3 protein-coding genes are annotated in these 3,032 nt (G+C 68.0%); 1 reads left to right on the top strand and 2 read right to left on the bottom strand.

Annotated elements, in window-relative coordinates; translation table 11 throughout:
• Positions 1–120: 120 nt before the first annotated feature.
• Positions 121–1,887: a proteasome ATPase gene (gene arc / locus ABZ371_RS30990; protein ID WP_358685918.1), complete on the bottom strand. Its 1,767-nt coding sequence runs from the start codon at positions 1,885–1,887 to the stop codon at positions 121–123.
• A 241-nt stretch (positions 1,888–2,128) separates the two neighbouring features.
• Between arc and ABZ371_RS30995 the strand changes: the two genes are divergently transcribed.
• Positions 2,129–2,440: a ferredoxin gene (locus tag ABZ371_RS30995; RefSeq protein ID WP_358685921.1), complete on the top strand. Its 312-nt coding sequence runs from the start codon at positions 2,129–2,131 to the stop codon at positions 2,438–2,440.
• Positions 2,441–2,517: 77 nt separating this feature from the next.
• Here ABZ371_RS30995 and ABZ371_RS31000 read toward each other — a convergent pair.
• The coding region (locus ABZ371_RS31000) for a hypothetical protein (protein ID WP_358685923.1) at positions 2,518–3,032 on the bottom strand (515 nt) is incomplete at its 5' end.

The following is a 3,032-nucleotide window of genomic DNA, read 5'->3' on the forward strand; positions in this document are numbered from 1 at the left end:
CATTCCCGGCTCCGGGGCGGGTGGGTTTATAATTAGCTTATTTTTTGGGGGCCGCCCGTACGACCGGGTACCGCGCCCGGCGGCGGATGCCCTGCCGGGCATCCGCAGCCGGTCCGCGTTCTACAGGTACTGCCCGGTGTTCGCCACCGTGTCGATGGAACGACCGGTGTCCGCGCCCTGCTTTCCGGTGACGAGCGTGCGGATGAACACGATCCGCTCGCCCTTCTTCCCGGAGATCCTGGCCCAGTCGTCCGGGTTCGTGGTGTTGGGCAGGTCCTCGTTCTCCTTGAACTCGTCCACGCACGCCTGGAGGAGATGGGAGACGCGCAGGCCCTTCTGGCCCTGCTCGAGGAATGCCTTGATGGCCATCTTCTTCGCCCGGTCCACGATGTTCTGGATCATCGCTCCGGAGTTGAAGTCCTTGAAGTACAGGACTTCCTTGTCGCCGTTGGCGTAGGTGACCTCGAGGAACCGGTTCTCCTCGGATTCCGTGTACATCCGCTCCACGACGGACTGGATCATGGCGTGGGCGGCGGCCTCCCTGGACCCGCTGTGCTCGGCCAGGTCGTCCGCGTGCAGCGGGAGCGAGGAGGTGAGGTACTTCGCGAAGATGTCCTTCGCGGCCTCCGCGTCCGGGCGCTCGATCTTGATCTTCACGTCGAGGCGGCCGGGCCGCAGGATGGCCGGGTCGATCATGTCCTCCCGGTTGGAGGCACCGATGACGATGACGTTCTCCAGGCCCTCCACACCGTCGATCTCGGCGAGCAGCTGCGGGACGATGGTGTTCTCCACGTCCGAGCTGACACCGGAACCGCGGGTGCGGAAGAGGGATTCCATCTCGTCGAAGAAGACGATGACCGGGGTGCCCTCGCTCGCCTTCTCCCGCGCGCGCTGGAAGACGAGGCGGATGTGCCGCTCGGTCTCACCGACGTACTTGTTGAGGAGCTCGGGGCCCTTGATGTTGAGGAAGTAGCTCTTCCCCGCGGGCTGACCGGTGACCTCGGCGACCTTCTTGGCCAGGGAGTTGGCCACGGCCTTGGCGATGAGCGTCTTGCCGCAGCCGGGAGGCCCGTAGAGCAGGATGCCCTTCGGGGGCCGGAGTTCGTGCTCCTTGAAGAGGTCCGGGTGGAGGTACGGGAGTTCGACCGCGTCGCGGATCAGCTCGATCTGGTCGCCCAGGCCGCCGATCTTGTCGTAGTCGATGTCCGGGACCTCTTCGAGGACGAGCTCCTCGACCTCGCTCTTGGGGACCACTTCGTAGACGTAGCCGGACCTGGGTTCGAGCAGGAGGGCGTCGCCGGGACGGATGGTGATGTCCAGCAGCGGCTCCGCGAGCCGCACCACCCGTTCCTCGTCGGTGTGCCCGACGACCAGGGCGCGCTCGCCGTCCTCGAGGATCTCCTTGAGGGTGACGATGTCCCCGGCCCGCTCGAACTCCATGGCCTCGACCACGTTGAGCGCCTCGTTGAGCATGACTTCCTGGCCTCGCCGGAGGCCGTCGAGCTCGACACCGGGGCTGACGTTCACCCGGAGCTTGCGGCCCCCGGTGAAGATGTCGCAGGTGCCGTCCTCGTTGGCCTGCAGGAAGACACCGAAGCCGGCCGGCGGCTGGGCGAGCCGGTCGACCTCCTCCTTGAGGGCCACGATCTGGTCGCGGGCCTCGCGGAGCGTGCCGGCGAGCCGCTCGTTCTGCGCGGACACGCCTGACAGGCTGGTCTGCAACTCGACGATCCGCTCTTCGAGAATCCTCGTATGACGCGGAGAGTCGGCGAGCTTACGTCGCAGGACGGCGATTTCCTGCTCGAGATAGGCAACCTGGCCGGCTGGGTCTTCTGACCCCCGCCCGGGCCGGATGCCGCGGTTGATGTCGTCGTCGTGGGCTGCCACGGTCCTCACCTCCTCCAAGGGGAGCTGGACGCTTCCTGACCCTACCTGGGTGAGTGATGATTGAAACCCCTAGATCACAAAGACCTGGGGACGTGTCCGATCTTCACCCTTGCGCTCTCCCTCACGCCAAGGGAATACCCACCCTTCGGCGTCGGAAAGCCGCCGGTTGTATCGTCGAAGCGTTCAACACCCGTCAGGGCTGGCTTCAATTGGCGCAGATACGCAGGGAACGGCAGGACACATGACCGTGCAGCAGGACGCTCCGGGCGACGGCGAAGCGCAGGACCTCGAGGTCTGGATCGACCAGGACCTCTGTACGGGCGACGGCATCTGCGTGCAGTACGCCCCCGAGGTGTTCGAGCTCGACATCGACGGACTGGCGTACGTGAAGAGCGCGGACGACGAGCTCCTCCAGGACAAGGGGGCGACCACACCGGTGCCGCTGCCGCTGCTCCAGGACGTGGTGGATTCGGCCAAGGAGTGCCCGGGCGACTGCATCCACGTACGTCGCGTCGCGGACAACGTGGAGGTATTCGGGCCGGACGCCGCCTGAGGTGGCGAGGACGCCGCCCGGGGTGGCGAGGACGCCGCCCGGGGTGGCGAGGACGCCGCCCGGGGTGGCGTGCCGCCTCAGGCGCTCAGCCCGTCGTCCTCGGCGGAGCGGGTGGACTTGACGAAGGCGGCGCCCGTCCACCGCCAGGAGGCGCTCTCCCGCACGTCGGGGCAGCAGCGCGGCACGTCGATCGAGGAGTAGCCGAGCAGGGTCGCGGAGACCTTGCCCCCACGGACCGCGAAGTCCGTGACCGTCAGTCTCCGAGCGGGGTCCACCAGGGTCGCCACGACCCGGGGTGCGGCCCCGCCCGTCTGCGTCAGGACGTAGACGCCGCTCGGCGGGGTGCCGGAACCGGCGGCGCAGTGGACCACTGCGACGGTTTCCGGCCTGCCGTCGCCGTCCAGGTCGCCGGGCGCGTTTTCGGCCACGGTACGGCCGGCGGTGCCGCAGTCGAGCGGGAAGGCGACCCGCGCCGGGTCGGGGGCGGCCGCCGGTGCGGTGCCGTGCGCCGCTCGGCATGTCCTGATTACCGCAGGCGACCTCCGCCGGGCCGTAGTCAGGCCCGTCTCGGAACATTTCGGCTGCCCACCAG

The sequence above is a fragment of the Streptomyces sp. NPDC005899 genome, from assembly GCF_040629645.1.
GTDB lineage: Bacteria > Actinomycetota > Actinomycetes > Streptomycetales > Streptomycetaceae > Streptomyces.

Excerpts from the sequence above, each read along its gene's own strand:
- ABZ371_RS30995 (WP_358685921.1), top strand. The coding sequence starts at position 2,129 with ATGACCGTGCAGCAGGACGCTCCGGGCGACGGCGAAGCGCAGGACCTC.